The sequence below is a fragment of the Paenibacillus sp. TAF43_2 genome (genome assembly GCF_052113545.1).
In the GTDB taxonomy this organism is placed as follows: Bacteria; Bacillota; Bacilli; order Paenibacillales; family Paenibacillaceae; genus Pristimantibacillus.
Genome location: NZ_JBFRDK010000122.1, coordinates 1 through 19,940, shown reverse-complemented (window position 1 = coordinate 19,940; position 19,940 = coordinate 1). Strand labels below are relative to the sequence as shown.

Below are 19,940 nucleotides of genomic sequence, written 5' to 3'. Positions count from 1 at the left end.
AAGCGGTGTCTTTGTTTTCTCTGGTATCTTTATACTCGCTGCAACGATGTGTTTTTGGACGATTCAAGGTCTTGAGATTGCAAATATATTTACGGATGGAGGGCGAGAGATGGCCCAGTATCCGTTAAGCATTTACAAGAAATGGGTGACTCGTTTTTTTACGTTCGTCATCCCTTTCGGAAGTGTCAATTATTTGCCTTTGCTCTACTTGTTAGACAGAACCTCTGGGAGTGAACTGCTCTATATGATTTCGCCAATAGCTGGCATCCTCTTTATTTTGCCTTGTCTGCTTGTATGGAACATCGGTGTTCGTCATTATCGCTCGACAGGCTCTTAATATGAACAGCACTTTATGATAACAGCAAAGGAGCGTAATGTTATGAAATCAATAGCGGTACGGGAATTAGCAGCGCAATTATCATTAGAAATATTAGCGGGAGCCGATAAGCTCGATCGACAGATTGCTAAAGCAAGAGCCTATCGACCAGGACTTGAATTTGTTGGATATTACGATTTTTTCCCACAGGAGCATGTTCAAATTTTGGGCAGGAAGGAAATTACATACCTGCACTCCTTAAGTGAAGAAGAACGAAATCATCATATTGGCAATATTGTTAAATATCATCCGCCTTGCTTTGTAGTTACTGCGGGTCAGGAAGGTCTAAAATATTTGACCAAATATTGCGATCAAGAAGGCATTCCTTTGCTGCGAACGAAGCTTCCAACGGTGCAATTGCTTGGCATGCTGGATGCTTATCTGCTCAAAACGCTTGCTCCGGAAATATCGATTCATGGGATTTGCTTAAATGTGCTTGGCATTGGCGTACTGCTGCGCGGCAAGTCAGGCATTGGCAAAAGCGAAACAGCCCATACGCTCATCAAACGGGGCTCTAGGTTAGTTGCTGATGATATCGTTGTACTAAAAAAGCTGAGCTCCCAAACGCTGCTTGGCACGCATAATGAGAAAACAAAGGAGTTTCTAGCTCTGCGCAGCATTGGCCTTATTAATGTTGTGAGATTGTATGGCAGACAAGCGTTTCAAGACGAGACGAGAATTGTACTCGATATTGAATTAACGAAGTGGCGTGATAATGAACTCAATAATGATTTAGAGCTGGAAACCAAATTTACAGATTATATGGGCGTGAAAATTCCTCATATTGAAATCCAAGTGCAGCCGGGCAGAGACGTTGCAGGTTTAATTGAGGCAGCCGCGAATAATTGGTACTTAAAGCAGCAAGGCTATAGTGCAGTAGAAGAATTTATGAAACGGCTGGAGCAAGGCTAGCGGCTTTGTCAATAATCCCGATAAAGGATTAACATGCAAACGACTATCCAAATACTTGCAAATCATGTTACACTATGGGCAGAGAAAGCTCATCCTAGCGCACAAGTCCTGACAGATTCGAAGGAGGAAATCGCGTGGAAAACTGCTCAATCGTAACAAAACCTGCGCTTCATTTGGCGGGTATCAGCTACTGCGGTCCATATTCATCCTTTCCGGATGAAGCGATTCGGCTGCAGACCGAGTTTTTGACACGCAAGCACGAGTTGAATGATGCAACAAAATCGACCGTATTGTACAGTCCGTACTTCGGCAATGAAGTGTTTGCTACCTACTGGGCTTGTTATGAAGTCCAGCATCTGGAGGAATTGCCTCCTGGTATGGTACAATTCACGATTCCTGAACATCGTTATGCGATGGTCGCTTGCTCCAATAAAAGAATCGGCGAAGGGTACGAGCAGCTTCATGCTTGGATAAATGAGCTGCGGCTAGAGAAGCAAGAAAACGCCGTATCGCTGGAGTTGTTTTATATTGACGAGCATCATTTGGAGGAAGAGCCGGTAGAGCTGCTTATTCCGCTCAAAGGATAACCTATATGAAGTGCTTGCACGCAAACGAATCGGAGTATGGAATGGATAACATTCGAGCCGGATCATTTTGTGACAGCAAGCACTTTTTTGTTTGTGATTGAAACAGATTCAGAGAAGAGGATTTCAAATGTCAGCTATGAGAGATGGGAATAGGCACTCGTTTCGGCAGTATGCCAGCAAGCTAGTTATTGCTGGTATTGCGGCTGGTGCTGTGAGTGGAATCGTGTTAGGCTTTACGATGAAGCTGCTTGAGCACCTTACCGGATCAGCGGTATATGTATTGCTTCTTAATATTGATTTCATAGAAGGGCTGCCTTATAAACGAACGGAGACGCTTGAATTTATCCTTCATATGGTTGTTGCACTTCCACTCGGTATTATTTATTTATCCCTGTTGTCGCTTTGGAGAGCCCCGATAGGACTAAGCCTTGGCATGAGTATAGCAGTCGCATGCTGTACGTGGATTCCACTTACACAGCTATCAGAGCGTACTCCAGCAACTGGCGATGTACAAGCGCTGATTTGGTGGTTGCTTGGTCATCTCTTATATGGCGCTGTACTTTCGTTGTTTGGCGTGACATGGATTAAGAAAGGAATGTTGGAAAAATGAATTATGCGTTATATATTGTAGATGCATTTACGAATGAAAAATTCAAAGGCAATCCTGCCGCTGTTTGCATTGTAGACGAGCCTCAGTCTGAACGCTGGATGCAGCAGGTGGCAGCGGAAATGAATCTCTCAGAGACGGCATTTATTAAGCAGGGAGCAGAGCATTATGAGTTAAGATGGTTCACACCGATTGCTGAGATTGATTTATGTGGACATGCTACGCTTGCGACAGCACATATATTATGGGAAACAGGAAGACTGCCACAGCACGAAACGGCACGATTTATGACGAAAAGCGGGTTATTGACCGCTGTGCATAAAGGGGACTGGATGGAGATGAATTTCCCTTCCGAGCCGCCGGAAGCAGCTGTTGCACCTGAGGAGCTCATTCAGGGTCTGGGTCTCATTCCGAGATATGTTGGCCGCAATCGAATGGACTATTTTGTTGAGGTAGACAGTGAGGATACACTGCGTACGCTGCGGCCTGACTTTGGGATGCTTGCCCGTCTGAGCGCCCGCGGAATTATCGTTACAAGCCGTTCAACAGATGCTGCGTATGACTTTGTATCTCGGGCTTTTTTTCCTGGTACAGGGATCGATGAAGACCCCGTAACGGGCTCGGCCCACTGCGCGCTCGCGCCATATTGGGCGAAGAGGCTCCGCAAGCAGGAGTTAACTGGCTATCAGGCATCGGAGCGCGGAGGGATTGTGAAGGTAAGACCGGAAGGCGAACGAGTGTATTTGCAAGGACAAGCAGTGACCATTCTGAGAGGACAATTGGAGGGTTAATAATATGTTAATGTTGAAGCTGCCAAAAGAGCAGAAGGAGCAGTTGATTGCTAGCATTCAGCAGTATTTTGAGCTGGAGCGTTCGGAGACGCTTGGATCGATTGCGGCGGAGCAGCTGCTTGATTTTATGATACAAGCGGTTGGGCCGCATGTTTATAATCATGCGATTAAAGATGCTCGCCAAACGGTGCTTGAGCGGATGCAAACGCTGGAAGACGAGCTTTATTCATTAGAGAAGCCAACTGCGGCAAAGCGATAACAATAGGGTTTGGCAGCTGTTAGGTACAGCGAGAAAGCAGGACAGCTATTGAAAATGGTAAGCATATGACGAATATTGAGTACTTACGCTTTTCTCAGAAGCAAACAAAAAAAAGGCACTGATCATCAAGGCTTTAAGCCTTATGATCAGTGCCTTTTCATTGTTTATGCTTTTGATTTTTTGGAAGCAGCTGATGATTTGAACGGGGTTACTTTATTTTTGCCCGTCGTTTTGGAATAGTACATCGCTTCGTCAGCCTGCTTAATCATTTCTTGAACAACCTTGCTTTCTTTGGAGGTGCTGAAGCCGACGCTTATCGTAACCATCGTTTCCTGCTCAACTCTGCGCCTAATGGATTCAGCTACAATTTCAGGTTTTACCCGCTCCGTGCTAATGCAGCTTAGCAGCTCTTCTCCGCCATAACGGCCCGCTGATCCAATGCCGCTCGATTCTTCCTTAATAATCTCGGAAACCTGCTTCAGTACGCCATCGGCTTTATGGTGGCCATGGGTATCATTCAATTTCTTGAAGTTGTCGATATCGCAAAAAATAATAGCCATCGGCTTGTTGCTCTGGAGCAGCTGCTCCGCCTTCGAAGAGAAATGGCGCCGATTATACAATCCAGTCAAGCCATCCATAATAGACGATTGATAGGTAAACATCAACCTCTCGATTACCCACTCGAACAAGAGGATAAACAACAGGGTATAATACACAATTGGAAGCAGCTGGCTAATCGTCAGCAACCAATTCAATGAGCCATGAAATACATAGGCATTCGACAGCCTAGCAAGCTCGCTTGCAAAAAAAACGATTAAGCTCGCGTAATATTTGGAGCTCATATGGGCGCTTCTTGTATCAAGCATAATCATGAAAATAACGATCAAACCATAGAAATCGAGTGCGGGATATGTAAAAGCTTGCGCATGAACGACCGTGTCCATTGAATTGGGCATAATCGCAAATTGTATGCCTGCAATAACGAATGTCATCATACTCATAATGATAAAGGGAATGACTTTAAGCTGTGCCGTTCGATGAGTATATAATTTCATGAAAACAAAGTTTATAATAATAAAAGATAGGATTTGAAGTATGGTAAAGGCTAAATGTAGAAATGGTGATAATGACCAGCCTGGATAAGCGAGCACGACGAGCAGGCATTGCTTAATAATAATGATTGGGATGGCTGTAATGAGCAAGCGATAAATTCGTTTGTTGCGGTAGCTTACATAAAGCCGAACCGACATGAAGAGCATTAAGATCAGAATGACGATGACCGCCGATGAAGAGAGCAGTTGTCCATTTGGGCCTGAAAGCCATTGTGTAAGAGTCATGAGTTACCCACCGTTATCTAGTATTAGTTTCAATAGCTTTACAGAAACATATGTTCTAATATATCATGTTTTACGGTGAACGAATAGTTGGAATACAGGTTTTACGTTGAAAGGATGGGACACATGAATATTTTACAAGCGTTATTTTTTCCACCGGAGCAGCCGGGCGGAGTTTCTTCCATGATCCCGTATATTCAAGATAGGTTCATTAAGTTTGGTTGGCAAATGGAATTGTTCTCTCTGCCTAAGCGGGTAAGAAGCAAAGGGCAGGAAGAAGTGACATTCGAAACCTTTGATCACACGATCTACAGCGGAAATGTAATGGTCGATAAATATATTCAAACGTATAAAGATTACGTATGGTGGACAAAGATGCGCATCAAAAAGCCATACGATATTATACATGCGCATCATCCCATTGCTGGGCTTGTCATGAAGCAGCTATTTCCAGATACTCCGCTTGCGATGACGATCCATTCCAGCTATGAACGGGAGCTTATTCTAAACGGCAAGATTAAAGAGGGTGGACCTGAACACCGATTTCTTATGAGTCTTTATGGCGAGCTGGAAGCGAAGGCGGATCAATTGCTGACCGTTTCCGAGTCCTTCCGTACCTATATCGCTCCTCATATCAAGCATCCAGAGAAAATAAAGGTTATTCCAAATGGTTTTGACGAGAAACGATTTAAACCGATATCCCACGAGAATGCGGTAACGCAGCTCATTACGGTGTGCAGGCTTGTCCCTGCCAAAGGACTTGATGTTCTGCTGCGCGCATGCGCAGAGCTTAAACAGAAGGGTCATCCGTTTGTTCTTCATATCATTGGCGATGGACCGATTCGCGAGGAGCTTGAAGCATTAGCAGTTGAGCTTGATTTGTATGATGATATTATCTTTTACGGCTATATGCTGCATCCGGAAGAGTTTATGCCGTTTTTTGATGTATTTGTATTGCCTTCTCGCGCTGAGGCCTTCGGCTCTGTGTTCGCAGAAGCTGCTTTATGCTCGCTTGCGCTTGTCGGCACGAATGTAGGAGGCATTGCCGAGCAAATCGAAGATGGCGTTAATGGATTGTTAGTACCGCCGGAAGATGCGACAGCTCTTGCTGATGCGCTGGAGAAGGTCGTAACCGATCCCACTTATCGTTATCATCTGGCAAGGTCTGGTTCGGATAAAGCCAAAAAGGTATATTCACTTCAACGAGTGATTGCACAGCTGAAAAAAGTTTATATTCATATGAAGCCGGAATAACGGCTCATTCTATCGGAATAGGCGGTTATAAAATGTCGGTACCTTTTCGATTTATCCATGCAGCAGATTTGCATTTAGACAGCCCTTTCCGAGGGCTTGCGAAGGCTCCGGATCAGGTGAGAGAGGTGCTCAGCGAGTCCACCTTTGCAGCGCTGCGTCAGCTAACGCAGACCGCCATACGCAAGCAGGTGGATTTTATCGTGCTGGCTGGCGATTTGTTCGATGAAGCAGATCGTTCGCTCAGGGCACAGCTCATGCTCGTACGAGAGTGGCAAAAGCTGCAGGAGCACGGAATATCCGTATATGTGATCCATGGAAATCACGACCCGTTAAATGGCGAGCGAGCAGACTTAGAACTGCCGGCAAACGTGCATATATTTGGAGCGGATCAAATGGAATATCGGCCGGCTTACCGTACTAACGGTGAGCTGGCTGCATTTGTTTACGGCAGGTCATACGGAAAACGCGTCGTCTCGGAAAATATAGCTGCGGCTTATCAAATACAGCAAGAAGCGCCCTTTCATATCGCGCTGCTCCACGGAAATGTTGATGGCGATGGAACGCATGACCCGTATGCGCCATGCTCGTTGGGCGAGCTTATCGGGGGCAAGGGCTTCGATTATTGGGCGCTAGGCCATATCCATAAACGAAGGGTGCTGCATGAATACCCTCATGTCGTATACGCAGGCAACACACAAGGAAGAAATCCGCGTGAAGTAGGGGCTAAGGGCTGTTACTTGGTGGAGGTAACCGCTGCAAGAGCGGTAGAGCTGACCTTTTTGCCGCTGGATGAAGTCAGGTGGCACGAGTATGACTGCTCCATCTCTGAGCTGAGTACAGAACAGGAGCTTTTGCAGCAATTGGAAGGTCTACTTGACACAATATTAGCTGAAGCGGAAGGCCGCTCGGTTATGCTTCGACTTTGTTTGACAGGTCGCGGGCTGCTGCATCAGAAGCTCTCGGAGCCAGCGATTGTTCGAACGCTGCTTGAGCAGTTGCAGGAGGGCAGGGCGATATCGTCTGCTGAACCATGGATCTTCGTGCATGGCCTAGAGGTGAATACAGGGGCTGCGATCAACTGGGAGGAGCTGGCGGTGGAAGACAGCTTTACCGGAGAGCTCGTTCGATTTAGCGCAGCATTAACGGAGGATGAGAAGTTATGGCAGGATTTTGCCAAAAATGCTGTGAGCCCTGCAGCAGGGCATGCGAAGCTTGGCAGACTTATGTTTAACCAATGGGACGAGCCTCCCGAGCGCTGGCTAGAGCAAGCGCGCGAGCTGACGCTTGGTTTGCTTCATGATCATGAACGTGGCGGATGATGATAGGGCGAGTGCAGCTTGTATCTGCAAAAGCCTATAGGAGATGACAGGAAACATGAAGCTTTTGAAGGCTGAAATTGACGGTTTCGGACAGCTATATAGGAAGCAAATACCGCTCGATGCGGCGGTCATTATCGTATATGGTCCAAATGAAGCGGGAAAAAGCACGATGTTCGGCTTTATTCGATCGATGCTTTTTGGTTTTGCCAAACGCGGACAGTCGAATGAGCGGCAAGAACCGGTGAATGGCGGCAAGCATGGCGGTCGGATGTTTTTTCAAAGTGCAGAAGATGAAGCCTACGTTGTTGAGCGATACGCGGCTGACGGATTAGGCAAGCTTAAGCTGCGCGCTCTAAGCCTTGCAGCTGGCAATGACGAATTGTTAAATGATCCATTCATTAGCGTCATTGCTGCAGCAGATAATTCACTCGAAGAAGCAGCACTCACACAAACGGAATGGGAACGGCAGTTTTTAGGAGGCATTAGCGAAAAGCTGTATCGACAATTGTTCGCTATTACGCTGACTGAACTGCAAGAAATCGGCGCGTTGTCGGGAGAAGAGCTTGGACAATATTTGTATCAAGCAGGGTGGGACAACGGAAAATCGATAGCAGCAGCTGAGAAGCGTTTAGCACAGGAAATGGACCTTCTCTTTAAGCCACGCGGAGCTAATCAACAAATTAATCAGCATTTGAAAACGCTTGAGCAAATAGATGCGCAGCTTCGCAAGCGCGCAGATGCCATTGTCTCCTACAATCAGTTGACGCAGCAGACGGGCCAGCTGGATGCATTCTTGCAGCAGCTGGAATTGGAGCTGCCAGCAAAAGAAGCAAAGCAAATGCTGCTTCATAAAGCTTGCACCACTAGGCCATTGTGGATTCGCAAGCAGCAGCTGATGATTGAGCGCGAGCAATTCGCCTACGCTGCAGAGCTGTCACCGCATGCGGAGAAGGAATGGGACGAGCTGCAAAGGCAAAGAGCTGAGCTGCGCGAGGAAGCTGAGAAGCAAAGGCAGAAAGCGCTGCTGATGGAGCTGCAGCTTGAAGCGATAAGTTATGATGAGCAGCTTCTTCGTATTGGAGATGAGACGGAAGCACTGCTTCAGGCAGCTGAGAGCATGCGCCAGCTGAAGCAGGACAGCATAGAGCTGGAAGCAGAGCTGCGCGAGCATGATGAGATGATTGCGAGGCTCGTTACCAGCATCGCGCCGGAATGGACGGAGCGTCAACTTAGGGAGCTTCATGTTACGATAGCCGATCGTGACTTTGTGCGCAGCGCCAGGCAGCAGGAGCTGGAGCACGCGCGAGGAGAGGAGCGATTCGCGGCTGAGCTTGAGACGCTTAAGCAGCAGGAGCAGGAAGCGTCTATCGCTTTGGAGGAGGCGAGGTCAGCCGCCGCACGGGAGAAGGAGCGCAGCGAGCAGGAGGGCAGCACCGGATTTGAGGTGCTGCCGCGCACGCGAGATGCGCTGAAGGGGGCGTGGAACGCCCTCGATAGCGCGCTGCGCGAGTGGGAGCTCGAGCGGGCGCGCTCTGCCGGAGCCGCTGCAGCCGCAAGCGAGAGCGAGTCGGCTGGCCGCGGCGCGGCAGCTTCGGGCCGAGGCGGAGCCGGCCCTTGGTGGGCTGCGGCGGCAGGAGCGGGCGGAGCCGCGCTGGCGCTTGGAGCTGCCGCGCTTGGCGGAGCAGGGCGCGGTGCAGGTATTGCTGCGCTGGCGCTGGCGGGAGCGGCGCTTGCGTTTGTTGTTATGGCGCTGCTGCGGAGTCGCGGTGCTGGGAATGCAGCAGCAGGCGAGAGCAGTGATCAGCTGCGTGGACGCGGACGTTCGCGAGGGCGCAGCGGAGCAGCTGCGCTCACTGGCACGGAACTTAATGAACGAGAGAAACGCGTGCATCAAGCTTTAGAGATGATTGTACATAATCCGCAAGAGGCAGCGGCTGCCCTGCTTGCGGCAAAGCATTTCAGCTCGCCAGAGCATCTGCTCGCAGCGGAACAAGCGCGCACACAGCTGCGCGCCGCAGTCGAAGCCCGTCTCGAGGCGCTGCAGCGCAGCGAGCGCCTCATCGACCATAGCAGCGAGCTCGCCCGCCGCCTAGAGCGGCTGCGCGCGCACGCTGCAGGACGCAGCGAGGCTGCCGCCGCTGCTGCACAAGCAAGGCAAGCCATCGCCCATCAGTGGGCTGACTGGCTTGCAGCTCGCTCACTGCCGGCGGGAATGTCGCCGGCCGCTGCGCTCGAAGCATTCGAGCTTGCCGAGCAAGCTTTGCAGCGGCTGCAGCATTATGACCGGCTGTCGGCGAAACAAGCCGCCGCAGGCAAACAGCTGGCTGCATTCGCTGCGCAAGCAGCGAAGCTGTGCGGGCATTTCAAGGAAGCGGCCGCAGCGGCGGCTGCTGATCCAGCCCTCGCGCTGCGCCTGCTGCATGCCGAAATTCGCCGCCATGCTGCAGCCAAACAAGAAGCGCGCGCTATTATTGCGCGCCGCGATGAGCTGCGCATGGCGCAGCAGGCTGCTGAATCCCGGCAGCTTGAGCTAGAGAGCCAAGTGTTGAAAACAGTGGAAGCGGCTGGTCTATCAAGTGAAGCCCAATATGAGCTTGCCATTTCGCATCATAGCATATGGACAGCGCTTGAGCTTGAGTTGTCGAAGCTTGCGTTGGAAATAACGGCTGGCATGTCAGCGGAGAGAATTTCCGAGCTCGAGCATTTGTTTGGCAGCTATGATGAAGAGCAGCTGCAGCAGCTGCATTTGGAGTCGCAGTCGGAGCTGAAAGAGCTGGAGCGGCAAAAGCAGGAGCAGCTTGAAAAGCGGGGGAGAGTGCGGCAGTCGCTAGACCATCTTTTGCAGGAAGAGGAGCATCAAAGGCTGCTTTCTGATAAAGCGATGACGGTTGCCCAGATCGAGAAGGATGCAGAGCGGTATGCGGTCCTTTCTATTAGCGCAGCATTAATTAGCCGAACTAAACGTGTTTATGAAGAAGAGCGTCAGCCTGTCGTGCTTCGCAATGCGTCGCGTTATATGATGGAGCTGACAGATGGCAAATATATTCGGGTACTTACAACGCCGGGCGAACCGGGAATCAGGCTGGAAACAGCGGAGCACCGTCTCATCGACAGCGGAATGTTAAGCAGAGGAACAGCGGAGCAGGTTTATTTGGCGATGCGCCTTGCTTTGGCGGAGGAAGCAACAAGTGGATCGAAGCTTCCTCTTATGCTGGATGATGTGTTTGTTAATTTCGACAAAGGCAGGCTGCATGCAGTAACCAAGCTGCTCGCATCATTATCGAGTGAAAGGCAAATTATCGTTATGACTTGTCATGAGCATGTTCGAGACGCAATGCTTGAGCATTGCGAGGGTGCGTTACTCGTACAAATTTGATGGTTGCAAGCAGCCAAATGCTCTCTAATGAGTAGTAACACGTTTGCGGATAATTAAGATGAGCCAGCCCAAGCTGACCAAGCCGAATAACGGATAAAGAGTTGACAGCAGCGGACCAAATCCGATTTGGCTGGCTACATAACAAATCGCGAGTATAAGAAGAACAATCAAGCTCCGAGCCCATTTCAAACGCTCATGAAGCTGAAGGGTGAGGCCGTAAATGTCTGCAATGAGTGTCGTGAAGATTTCAGCGAAAATAATGAAAACGTAAATAAACTGTACGCTAGGCCCTAGCTGCCGAGCAATCCCGCCCATCGGTATTGCGAATTGTTGAATGCCTGGCATATGAACGGAAAGCGCGATGTGACCAGCCAGCAGCATGAACCCAATTCCGATTCCTCCGACCCATGAGCCAGCAATAATGACCTTGCGGTCACGGATTTCTGCTCCCAGCGGCACAAGCACAGCTTGCGACATCGAGAGGTTGAAGGCGGTATATAAAAAAGGTGAAGCCCAAGCGGCCCAGATGGAATGGTCGCTTGATAAAGTAATGAACTTGTCTGCGCCTGGCGTTTGAAATGTATTGATGATGATGAGTACAGTGAACAGCAGCATAACAGGGACGACGATCGCATTGACCGTCAGAATAGCATTCATTCCTTTGCGCAGCAAAAAATAACAAGCGGCAATCGTAATAAGCAGACCTGATTGATAAGAAATATTCCAATGCTCATAAAAGATGGTGCCGGCACCTGCGAGCATAACAGCGGTTACGCCAAGGAGTACGACTAACATAAAGTGGCTGATAAGTCGTCCATATTTGTCGCCGAACAATGCTTTATTTAAGTCTTCGTACGACTTTGCTCTAATTTCACTTGCAATGAGCATCATCTTGGTGCCTAGCCAAATGAACAAAATGGTAGATATAACAATCGTGACCGTACCCCAGTAACCGAAGCGGGTAAAAAACTGAAGTATTTCTTGGCCGGTGGCAAAACCGGCCCCCACGATTGTTCCCATGTAAGTTGAAGCGATTTGCAATACCTTCCCAGTACGTTTCCACATCGTCTACCGTCCTCCGTTCGATAACCCTCTATAATTAGAAGGTATGTCCAAACGGGGACAGGCATGACTTTTTTCAAAATATTACGATTTTCTACGGGATATTTAGAAGCAGAGAGGGCCTTAATTCTAGCAGCGGCGGTAGTGCTGTGGTGTATTTCCTTCAATGGCAGCCTTGGTTTGCTCTTTACATTAGTCACGCATGCTAAATTCTGTCTAGCTGATAGCGAGAAGCTTAATGGAAATGATTTCGTTATGCTCGGGGTCAAGATCCAGCTTTAGGAGCGCTTTGTTTGCTTTGTAAGTGAGCAAATAGGCGGTTTGCTTCTCAGGCTTGCCAAGTGCAAGCAATGCAGCTTCCGGATTGTCGCCAATTTGCAGGCCGCTTAGGCCGGCTTGAATGTTTTTTTCAAAAAGCTCAATAAATTGCGTTTTTTTCTTAGCATTGATTCCAACTGCAAATCCATCATATTCAAGCACGGTAACAGGATCCGTCTCTTCCTCAAGCTTGTAGCTGTCTTGCGGATTGCCAAACTGCTTAACAACCGAAGCATGGGTATCGCCAATTGCTACGCCATGGAGAAGTGGCGCGTCTGCTTGCCACAATGCATCTTCACTTTCGGTTTTTACCGGCGCTTTGGGATTCTCTGACTTGCTGACTGCTGAGGTTTCAGCGTTTGTATTGCTGCTCGTATCCACTTTGTTCACATGAGGCTCGTCCATTTGAATCTCATTTTCCGTTAGCTCAGAGTAAGAGTTTTGAGGGCTGTTAGGCTTGCTCGTCTGCTTGGTCAGAAGAGGAGCTGTGTCATCCGTGTAAGTATCAGGCGTAGTTGTCGATGCGCTCTGGCAGCTGGCAAGCAATAAGGCAAGCGTTGAAGTTGCCGCGAGCATAACTGCTTTTTTCGTAAATAATCGATTGGTTTTCAAGGTTTACACTCCTTTCCCTATAGGAAATATCATCGGTATAATGAACCATATTTATAAATGTTCAGCTAAATTCGTTCAAAAGTTATGTTATTAAATTAGACGTGTAAAATGTGGTAAAAGTTTCTCTATTTTACTGTAGATATGAAATTTCTCGCTCGAATTCGCTAGATTTTTTTGGGATTAAAAACGATCCCTTCAATAGGGTTGCACTTTTTGCCTGACCTATGGTACGGTATCAAAAAGGATTTTGGTGGAGGTAATGAAAGATGGAAAGTTTAAAACAACGTATTTTAGCAGAATCATCCGTATTGTCTAGCAATGTACTGCGGATGGATGCTTTGATCAACCACCAGGTCGACCCAGCATTGACAATGGAAATGGGACAAGAGTTTGCAAGGCGCTTCGCGGAGGAGCAAATTACGAAGGTGATAACGGTGGAGTCGTCGGGAATACCGGCGGCCTTTGCAACCGCATATACTCTAGGAGTACCGCTCGTTTTCGCTCGCCGCAAGAAGACATTAATTGCTGATCCGGATGCATATGTGGAACGTGTTCCTTCCTTTACAAAGGGAATGGTGACTGATATTATGGTGTCCAAACAGTTTCTAACGGCTGAAGATCGGGTACTCTTTATTGATGACATTATTGCCAACGGCGATGCAGCGCGTGGATTGATAAAAATTATTCAGCGCTCGGGAGCAGCTTTAGTTGGACTTGGCGTCGTTGTCGAGAAGTCATTTCAAGCTGGAGGAAGAACATTGCGGGAACAAGGAATTCGTGTGGAGCCGCTCGTTCGCATTTCATCGCTTGATAACGGCGAAATTAAATTTGAGTAATAAGTTCCAGTACAAATGTTCTTTTCGCATCCGGCATTATCGCTTATAATGGTACAGAAGTGATCGAGGGGAGGCACATACTATGGGGGAAATGTCTGCAGAGTTTATGTATACAAAGCTAAGCGATGCTAAAGTCCACTTTGAGCGTGCACTAGATTGTAAACATACGGAATTTGATGATTTATATCCTTATATGATTGAGCATCCGCAATTTTTCTGGTACAAACGTTATGTCGCGTGGTCAGAGCTGCTCACTATCGTGAAGCTTTGCGACGAATTGTCTATTGAATGGCGGGAGCAATTCACTGACCGTCAAGGCGAATATATCGGCAAACGGGTGATGTCATCACGCGTGCTGGATGAGTGGTATGAAACGAATGACGCGAAAGAGCATGCAGGTTAACGTAAAGAATGATATAAGTATAAGTTAAACCTTATTATTATTTTATATTTTGAAGTAAACCTCAATGTGATGCGTAAGCATCCATTGAGGTTTTTCAATAATCATACGGGTTAGAATAGAAGCAGGAGGAATTGCAATGATAAGTGAAGAGCAATTGGATCAATATCGCGTAAGCGGTGAGACGATAAGAGTTGTAAGAGATGCAATCGAAGCAAATGACGTTAAAGGTATCGTTGTAGCATGGGACGAGTCCTCTGTCGTTATTCGCAGACCAAATCGCCGAGTAGTGAAGCTAAGCCGTACATATAGCTACACACCAGCATCCGAGGATCGGCTTAATCTTTTTCCTGATGAGAATTAGCAATCGCATGAATGGCATCCAGCGCTTCTTTGCCGGTTCCGAGCTTGTATCCCTCTGACATGTATCGGATTCGTCCTATATTATCCAAAACAAACAGGATGGGAAACTGTTCCATCCTCTTCGGCACGATCAAGGGCTGGAAGAGGTTAAGGCCAGCGTATGACTGGTCAAGGTGGAAAGAAGCGTTTCGGGGCAAGGCAGCATCTTGTTCTAATGAGAAGGATGCGGTCAGCTTATCTTCACCCGCTGTCAATATAACTTGGCCATTCCATGCCTCAAATGCAGGAGCCAGCTCTCGAAGCTCTCTCAGCAGATGTTTTGAAGGCTCACGGTCTGGCTCGATCCAAGCGATGACTGCGCCGCGCGGCTGAACGGCTGCTTTCATGCTAATCTTTGGATAGAATAACTCCTTATCCATGGCATCAACAGAGAGTGAGGCTAGTATTGGAATTTCCATATCCTTGCTGCGGAAGCTCAATGTCAATTTTGTTGTAGCTGATGGAGAGATGTCGAAATAAGCAAGCCGGACCTTTACAGTACCATTTGGAAGTCTTGTTCCGGTTATTAACCGATATTGTCCGCATACCAATTCGATTGGCGCGTCGAATACGTCCTTTTTGCCAAAGGGGAGCATCTGTGTGTGATACATGCCCTTCGTAAAGCGCGCAATCGTGAAGTTATGGAAATAGGCAGCTTCTTCTACATCTGCTGCTATGTCTTTGATGAAATGAACAAAACCTAGAGCTGGCGCTGAGGTGCCCTCCGAACAAAAGTCAGTCCAATGGCTTAGCATAAAGTATTGTGGCCTTAAATCAGTTGGTTCAAGGCGAGCTGGTATTCCTATGCTTCTTGCTGTCGCGATTAGAAGAATGTGGAAGCAAAGCCGATCGCCTTTTTGTAATTCAAAGCTGCCTAGCGGCGTGGCAGAGCCGTTATAATGATTCATGCCTTCGATAATATCAAATTCACCGGCAAGCCGCTCGTACATGGCCTCAGGTTGACCGCGATACAGCTCCTTTTCTGCCTCAGAGTAATGCTCTTGGAAACGATGCTTGTAGGGTGCAATCATCTCATAATGTATACGCGGACAAAGAAGATACTTGCTGGTAAAAGATTTATCTAAATCGGTATCCTGACTTTCAATCAGCGGCAAAAAACCAAGTAGATGATCATCTAACGAGATTTGAAACGTATCTGTCAAATCCTTTTCATGAAGTGATTCCAGCAGCAAAAGCGGCCATTCTCCATATAAAGGCGATTGATTTTGTAAAAAAGCATAAATCTCATGGCTGTTGCCTCTAGCTTTTTGAAGGACATTCCATACCCGATCTCCATTTAGGGAGAGCTGATCAGCTAGCTGAGAAGACTGCTCCAAGCTAACAAATGTGGCTTCATATGCAGCACGAATTTGGGAACCCTCTTGAATTCGCTCACTATTTTTCTGTTTCTCCTGCTCAGTGGCGGCTGAAGTCAGCTTGCTGTCCACAGATGGCGGGGGGATCATCTCAATATCCGAAATGCCGCCTCGAACTTCCTCTTTGCTCATAACCATTGTAAATTCGTTCGCGTCTCCCGTATGGATAAGTATAGAGCCCCAGCCTTCTTCGCCAACAGCATGTATATATAAGCTGCCAAGTCCAGTTGTAAGTGTAACTTGCCCGGATTGATCTGTCGTCTTTGTCACAATAGTAGAAAACTCTGCGTAATTATACAGCTGGAAGTGTACCTTAGCACTAGATGGGGAACCAGCTTGATTAAGTACTTTGATCGTAATGGTCTTGTTTACGGCATAGTTGTCTAGTAAATTAATTTCGGTATACCAAGGATGCTGCAGCGTAATTTCCTCGGGGCCTGCATAGTTGGAGGGAACTCTCGTATTAACGAGCATAGCTCTTTTTGCAGGGGCGCTAAACCAGCCTTGGTCTAACTTTGCTTCTGGCTCGCAAGCACCGAGAAAATGCCATCGACCATCAGCCCAAGCTTCCACCCAAGCATGATTGGAATCACAATGGGCCCAGCGTGGTGTATAGCACTGCCTTGCAGGAATTCCGATGCTGCGGAGTGCAGCAACTGCAAGTGTGGACTGCTCTCCGCAGCGTCCGAGGGTGGTACGGATAATGGTTAAAGGAGATACGGTGCGCTGGTCGTTTCCTATGTAGGTAGCTTTTTCATGGCACCAGTAGTTAGTCTCCAAAATGGCATCTTCCATGGACAGACCTCGAACGCGCTCGAACAATTCATTAAACAGCAAGTTTCGAATATCTTCGATGTTCTCGTTATTGACCCGATATGGGAGAACAAAGTGGTAAAATAAATGATCGGACACTGTGCTGCCCCATGGCACTTTATTCCGAATAGCAAGGGAAGCCCGTACATGGCTAAGAAAAAGTTCACCATTATAATCAGCTAAGTCATTTAGAGGCATGTAGGCATATAAAAATTGCAGCGCAAACTGCTCATCCGCGCTTAAGGGCTGCTGAAAAACGCTGAATAGCTGCTCTTCACGCAAGCTGGTTAGGCTCCTTTTGTAGGCGAATTTTTCTAGAACCTGTGTTGTCCATTCTGAATTCATAATTATGATCATTCCTCTCCTAAATACTGCAGGTATACTCGAATGAAGTTGGTATATTTAATTTGCATTATAAAGAATTGATTTGGTATAATCAATACAAGAAATGCATTACGGATAGACTGGAAGTGAATGAACATGCAGTCCGATAACAAACCTTTGTATATGGTCATTCTTGAGGATCTCAAGGAAAAGATAAAATCGGGAGAATATTTGCCTGATCAACAACTTCCAACAGAAGTGGAATTGGCGGAGAAGTCAGGGGTTAGCCGCATTACATCGAAGCGCGCATTAATCGAGCTGGAACGGGAAGGCCTAATATACAGGAAGCGCGGAAGCGGGAGCTTCGTCAAAAAACAAGAGATTTATATCGAATCCGATACAGGCACCTCAAATGCCAATCGGATTATTTCAATGATTCTTCCTTATATGGCGACACATGAATCGGACTATATAACCGGAGCATCGGACTATTTGGACGATAAAGGTTATTATTTAAGCATTCATAACAGCAATTGGAGCAGGGACAAAGAGAAGGAACTGCTCGTTCGAATTCCTAAGAACGGTTCAAGCGGCATCATATTGTATCCGATCAGTACTATTAGCAATATCGATTTGATTAATGCTATTTATTGGAACGACTACCCGATTGTGACGATTGATCAGTACTTTGAAGGCATTCCGATTACGAGCGTTACTTCAAATAACTTTGAAGGCGGTTATGAGATCGCGAAGCAGCTGCTTGAGTTTGGCCATGAGCGAATTGCTTTTGTTTCCAGCATCAGCATCGAATTTCGCAGTTCGGTGCGCGACCGGTATCAAGGCTACTGCAATGCGCTGAAGGATTACAAAATTCCGATTGATCCTGACTTAATCGTTTCGGATTTCTATAGACAAGTAGATGAAACAAATAGCAAAACCTTCTATAAATCAATGATTGCTTCGCTGATTCAGGCTGGGGTAACAGCGATTCAAGTTGAGCATGATCACCTTGCCGTCGATCTTCTTAAAAACGCGATTGAAATGGGATTGCAAGTTCCAGGACAGCTTTCAATTGCCGGCTTCGACGATCATATCATTGCGCAGCATGTAGAGGTTCCGCTTACGACCGTAGCCCAAGATTATAACGAAATAGGCCGTAAAGCGGCTGAATTAATCGTTAATCGAATTGAACGAGCTGATTTTTCACCGCAAAAATTACAGGTTCCCGTTCGTGTGGTAGAAAGAGAGTCCATTGGCATGCAGACGGTAGATGATCAAGCCTCGGTCAAATCGGTATAGGCAATCTATTGTTCTGCGTCATTCATTTTAATGTAAAAAGCTGGCCATTATGGCCAGCTTTTTTATTTGGTATAATCAATAATGTATTTTACTATATTAAGTATATTCATTGTTTACAAAAAATAGTATTGCGATTATAATAACTTTTGTAAGCAGGCTAAAAGGTATATCTAATTACATAGCCAAGTCGGTTTGTAATTGAAGTGATGCACCTTGAGAACGAACCGATTGTACAACAATGGATATATCGGTTATTTTTGCTTGCGAAGAATGTAAGCGCTTTATAACTGGTTTTATTATGCCGTTAAGGAGGGCTGCTCGGTATTTCTGTCTAGAGCTTGGTTAAAGCGTTTCGTAATCATGTCTTTTTAAAATTTCAATCCAATATGAATGATGGGGGATTTTAAATGAAAAAGCTTAAATTACGCTCGTTTGCAGTCATTGCATTAATACTCATGGTTTCAATTGTAGGATGCTCCGGAAAAAATGGTGCTAACAGCAATCAAGGGAAAGAAACGAATGCAGTTTCTCCGACAAATGCTGAACCAACAACAGAAGCGACTGTGGCGCCGGAAGAGAACAAATACGATTTAAAAGGGCAGACGATTAAAATCGGCGTTTGGTACGACGGAGCAGATCCAAGATTAGTAGAAGAAAAAGGTCCCGCAGAAGAAGCGCAAATCAAATTGATTGAAGCTGCGGAGAAAAAATATAACGGAAAAATCGAATTTGTAAAGTTCGGCGACTATGGAAAGTATATTGAAAATTTTACGACGACTTCTCTCTCAGGCACACCGTTTGCGGATATCGTTCGGATCGAGCTTTTCTGGGCGTTTCCACAACTTGTGAACAAACAGTTCATTCAGCCAGTTGATGAATTTTTGGATTTGAATGATCCGAAATATATTAGCTGGATGAAGGTTGGAGGAAGTTATGACGGCAAGCAATAYGGGATGACGGATTCAGCTCCTTCTCCGTACGGCATGTTTTATAACAAAACGCTCGTTCAGAAGCTTGGCCTAGAGGATCCATACGAGCTTCAACAAAAAGGCGAATGGACATGGGATAAATTCCGTGAATTTGCAAAAACCGCTACGAAGGATACAGACGGCGATGGAAAAACAGATGTATTTGGCGTAACCGGCGCTTACGGTAAAGTTAAAGCATTTGCAGAGCAGATGGTCTACACGAACAACGGGGCTCTGGACAAGGATGCAAGTGGAGAATATAAATTCGCTATGAACAGTGAAAATGCGATTGAGTCCTTGCAATTCATTTCTGATCTCTACAACACTGATAAATCGATCATGCAGCCGGTTCCTGAGGATGCAGCGAAAGAATTCATCGCTGGAAAAGGCGTTATCTATGCAGGATTCAGCTGGGAGCTTGGCACGTTTGTCGATAGTATGAAGGATCAACAACTTGGTTATGTTTTCTTCCCGAAAGGCCCTAAGGCTGATCGCTATGTTTCCTACACACCGTTTGGCAATATGTTCATGGTAGCTAAATATTCGAAAAATGCTGAGGTTGCTGTGAAAATTCTTGATGAGATTAGTCTTCATGAAGAGGGCAGAAAGCTAGCCAATGAGTCATGGGAAACTTCTTACCCTAGTAAAGAGTCGCTCGATACTCGGAAACAGATGGCCGACAACATTGAGTATATCTCCTACTATGGCATTCCAG

Annotated in this window: 18 protein-coding genes; 14 read left to right on the top strand and 4 right to left on the bottom strand. The window is 46.8% G+C overall.

The window, feature by feature from the left end; all coding sequences use genetic code 11:
• The 6 genes from AB4Z17_RS22650 to AB4Z17_RS22625 all read left to right on the top strand — a co-directional run.
• Positions 1-337 (top strand): ABC-2 family transporter protein (locus AB4Z17_RS22650; RefSeq protein ID WP_441962206.1); only part of this gene is annotated, 337 nt, incomplete at its 5' end.
• 42 nt (positions 338-379) lie between these two features.
• Positions 380-1,288 (top strand): HPr(Ser) kinase/phosphatase, encoded by a 909-nt coding sequence (gene hprK / locus AB4Z17_RS22645; RefSeq protein WP_441909840.1) that lies wholly within the window; start codon positions 380-382, stop codon positions 1,286-1,288.
• 134 nt (positions 1,289-1,422) lie between these two features.
• Positions 1,423-1,875, top strand: a complete 453-nt coding sequence (locus AB4Z17_RS22640; RefSeq protein WP_076270056.1) for a GyrI-like domain-containing protein — start codon at positions 1,423-1,425, stop codon at positions 1,873-1,875.
• Between the two features lie 127 nt (positions 1,876-2,002).
• Positions 2,003-2,485, top strand: coding sequence for a hypothetical protein (locus AB4Z17_RS22635; protein ID WP_441962205.1), 483 nt, complete (start codon positions 2,003-2,005; stop codon positions 2,483-2,485).
• Positions 2,482-3,273: a PhzF family phenazine biosynthesis protein gene (locus tag AB4Z17_RS22630; RefSeq protein ID WP_441962203.1), complete on the top strand. Its 792-nt coding sequence runs from the start codon at positions 2,482-2,484 to the stop codon at positions 3,271-3,273. Before AB4Z17_RS22635 ends, AB4Z17_RS22630 begins: the two co-directional genes overlap by 4 nt.
• Positions 3,274-3,277: 4 nt before the next feature.
• Entirely contained in the window at positions 3,278-3,532 is a 255-nt protein-coding gene (locus tag AB4Z17_RS22625) for a DUF2164 domain-containing protein (RefSeq protein WP_076270054.1), read from the top strand.
• Between the two features lie 164 nt (positions 3,533-3,696).
• Here the strand turns inward: AB4Z17_RS22625 and AB4Z17_RS22620 are convergent, their stop codons facing one another.
• Complete coding sequence (locus AB4Z17_RS22620; RefSeq protein WP_441962202.1) at positions 3,697-4,869, bottom strand: diguanylate cyclase; 1,173 nt, start codon at positions 4,867-4,869, stop codon at positions 3,697-3,699.
• A 123-nt stretch (positions 4,870-4,992) separates the two neighbouring features.
• Here AB4Z17_RS22620 and AB4Z17_RS22615 point away from each other — a divergent pair, with 123 nt between their 5' ends.
• The 3 genes from AB4Z17_RS22615 to AB4Z17_RS22605 are packed head-to-tail and all read left to right on the top strand — an operon-like array spanning position 4,993 to position 10,815.
• Positions 4,993-6,120, top strand: coding sequence for a glycosyltransferase family 4 protein (locus AB4Z17_RS22615; protein ID WP_339208561.1), 1,128 nt, complete (start codon positions 4,993-4,995; stop codon positions 6,118-6,120).
• A 32-nt stretch (positions 6,121-6,152) separates the two neighbouring features.
• Positions 6,153-7,439 (top strand): metallophosphoesterase family protein, encoded by a 1,287-nt coding sequence (locus tag AB4Z17_RS22610; RefSeq protein ID WP_441962199.1) that lies wholly within the window; start codon positions 6,153-6,155, stop codon positions 7,437-7,439.
• A 55-nt stretch (positions 7,440-7,494) separates the two neighbouring features.
• On the top strand, positions 7,495-10,815 hold the full coding sequence (locus AB4Z17_RS22605; protein WP_441962197.1) for an AAA family ATPase: 3,321 nt from the start codon (positions 7,495-7,497) through the stop codon (positions 10,813-10,815).
• A 24-nt stretch (positions 10,816-10,839) separates the two neighbouring features.
• Here AB4Z17_RS22605 and AB4Z17_RS22600 read toward each other — a convergent pair whose 3' ends face one another.
• Both AB4Z17_RS22600 and AB4Z17_RS22595 read right to left on the bottom strand, forming a co-directional pair.
• Positions 10,840-11,880, bottom strand: a complete 1,041-nt coding sequence (locus AB4Z17_RS22600; protein WP_441909830.1) for a YkvI family membrane protein — start codon at positions 11,878-11,880, stop codon at positions 10,840-10,842.
• 213 nt (positions 11,881-12,093) lie between these two features.
• Positions 12,094-12,807 carry a hypothetical protein gene (locus AB4Z17_RS22595; RefSeq protein WP_441962195.1) on the bottom strand — a complete coding sequence of 238 codons (714 nt, stop codon included), beginning with the start codon at positions 12,805-12,807 and terminating at the stop codon, positions 12,094-12,096.
• A gap of 266 nt (positions 12,808-13,073) precedes the next feature.
• Between AB4Z17_RS22595 and AB4Z17_RS22590 the strand changes: the two genes are divergently transcribed.
• The 3 genes from AB4Z17_RS22590 (at position 13,074) to AB4Z17_RS22580 (ending at position 14,407) form a co-directional block, all read left to right on the top strand.
• Positions 13,074-13,643, top strand: coding sequence for a xanthine phosphoribosyltransferase (locus tag AB4Z17_RS22590; RefSeq protein WP_076270047.1), 570 nt, complete (start codon positions 13,074-13,076; stop codon positions 13,641-13,643).
• An 82-nt stretch (positions 13,644-13,725) separates the two neighbouring features.
• Positions 13,726-14,046 carry a hypothetical protein gene (locus AB4Z17_RS22585; protein WP_076270046.1) on the top strand — a complete coding sequence of 107 codons (321 nt, stop codon included), beginning with the start codon at positions 13,726-13,728 and terminating at the stop codon, positions 14,044-14,046.
• A gap of 136 nt (positions 14,047-14,182) precedes the next feature.
• The gene (locus AB4Z17_RS22580; RefSeq protein WP_076270045.1) at positions 14,183-14,407 is read left to right on the top strand and encodes a hypothetical protein; all 225 of its coding nucleotides are present in this window, start codon (positions 14,183-14,185) and stop codon (positions 14,405-14,407) included.
• On the opposite strand, the gene AB4Z17_RS22575 is transcribed toward AB4Z17_RS22580, so the two are convergent.
• Positions 14,382-16,979: a transglutaminase domain-containing protein gene (locus AB4Z17_RS22575; protein ID WP_441962194.1), complete on the bottom strand. Its 2,598-nt coding sequence runs from the start codon at positions 16,977-16,979 to the stop codon at positions 14,382-14,384. The genes AB4Z17_RS22580 and AB4Z17_RS22575 overlap by 26 nt on opposite strands.
• 135 nt (positions 16,980-17,114) lie before the next feature.
• Here AB4Z17_RS22575 and AB4Z17_RS22570 point away from each other — a divergent pair, with 135 nt between their 5' ends.
• Together AB4Z17_RS22570 and AB4Z17_RS22565 are read left to right on the top strand one after the other, a co-directional pair.
• Positions 17,115-18,257, top strand: coding sequence for a GntR family transcriptional regulator (locus AB4Z17_RS22570; RefSeq protein WP_430061718.1), 1,143 nt, complete (start codon positions 17,115-17,117; stop codon positions 18,255-18,257).
• A gap of 407 nt (positions 18,258-18,664) precedes the next feature.
• Positions 18,665-19,940 (top strand): ABC transporter substrate-binding protein (locus AB4Z17_RS22565; protein WP_441962192.1); only part of this gene is annotated, 1,276 nt, incomplete at its 3' end.